This is a genomic window from Paracoccus chinensis, assembly GCF_900102885.1.
Classification (GTDB): Bacteria; Pseudomonadota; Alphaproteobacteria; order Rhodobacterales; family Rhodobacteraceae; genus Paracoccus; species Paracoccus chinensis.
This window is the reverse complement of sequence record NZ_FNGE01000082.1, coordinates 1-1,128: the sequence shown is the minus strand read 5'-3', so window position 1 is coordinate 1,128 and position 1,128 is coordinate 1. Positions and strand designations below refer to the sequence as shown.

Genomic DNA, 1,128 nt, shown 5'->3' with positions numbered 1-1,128 from the left:
CCAGGCCGTAACCCACGTTCAGGGCCACCACGATCCAGAGCGCCCGCTTGTAGGCGGGGGTGATGTGAGAGAGGTCCTTGGGCAGCTCGTCGTCGTCACTGGCCTCGGAGGCCCTGGGGGCGTCCAGGCGGTCGAGCTGGTAGCCGATCTCGGTCACGGCCCGCTCCACCTCCGCCAGCCGCCCGGGCTGGGTCCGCAGGGTCATGATCTGGGTGGCGGTCGAGACCTTCACGTCCTCGACGCCCACGCCGCGCGCCGCCTTCTCGATCTTGGCGGCGCAAGAGGCGCAGTCCATGCCGGTGACGCGGTAGCGGATCGGCTCGGCGGTGCTGATGGAATCTGTCGCGCTCATGGCCCATGTTCCCGTGACGTGACCGGCGAAATATCACTGGCGGCTGATATGTCAAATGACACCGACCTGCAAGAACAGGTGACGCCCGGGACCGTGGCGGACCGCGCGAAGCTCTTTCGGGGCCTCGCGGACCCGTCACGCCTGGCGATCCTGGAGGCCCTGCGGCCGGGGCCGCTGTCGGTGGGCCAGATCGTGGCCGCGACCGGCCTGAGCCAGCCGAATGCCTCGAACCATCTGCGCTGCCTGAGCGAGTGCGGGCTGGTCGCGGGCGAGGCGCGCGGGCGCTTCGTGGACTACCGCCTGGCCGACCTCCGCATCGACGAGCTGCTGGCCTTGGCGACTGAGCTACTGGACGGCCCGGCTCGGGGCGTTGATGCGTGCAAGAGCTATCGCGCCAGCCCATAGGCGCGCCAATCGTGATTTACGCACAGCCTGGCGCGCTGTGGCGGATCAGGGACTTGCCCTGTGCAGAATTCACGCGCGAAAGGCTGACTACGGAGATGTCCTTGTCCAGCTCGTGCCAACGCAGTCCGCGTCCGGCACGCCTCACCCTCCTCCCCACAGCCGCCACCTGCCCTGACGCACAGGAGGCGTAGGCAGCAGCCCGGCAATTCGGCTTTCGGCTCGGTCCAAGCGGGTGCGCAGGTCGTCGATGGTGGCTTGCATCTGCTCGCGCTCCCGATTGCGCTCCTCCCGCTCGCGGTCGCGCTCGCGTTCGGCCATCTCAAGCTGTATCCGCAGGGTTCCGTCCAGTTCGCTCTCGGGTTGCGTCGCGT

At 68.4% G+C, this 1,128-nt stretch carries 3 protein-coding genes; 1 reads left to right on the top strand and 2 read right to left on the bottom strand.

The features are described from left to right. The coding region (locus BLQ03_RS17820) for a cation transporter (protein ID WP_217629806.1) at nt 1-352 on the bottom strand (352 nt) is incomplete at its 3' end. A gap of 48 nt (nt 353-400) precedes the next feature. Here BLQ03_RS17820 and BLQ03_RS17815 point away from each other — a divergent pair. Further along, nucleotides 401-757, top strand: a complete 357-nt coding sequence (locus BLQ03_RS17815) for an ArsR/SmtB family transcription factor (protein ID WP_090757614.1) — start codon at nt 401-403, stop codon at nt 755-757. A 141-nt stretch (nt 758-898) separates the two neighbouring features. On the opposite strand, the gene BLQ03_RS18520 is transcribed toward BLQ03_RS17815, so the two are convergent. Continuing rightward, nucleotides 899-1,128: hypothetical protein (locus tag BLQ03_RS18520; protein WP_217629805.1), on the bottom strand; the 230-nt coding region annotated here is incomplete at its 5' end.

Coding starts and splice junctions, on each gene's coding strand:
- BLQ03_RS17815 (WP_090757614.1), top strand. CDS start 401: ATGTCAAATGACACCGACCTGCAAGAACAGGTGACGCCCGGGACCGTG.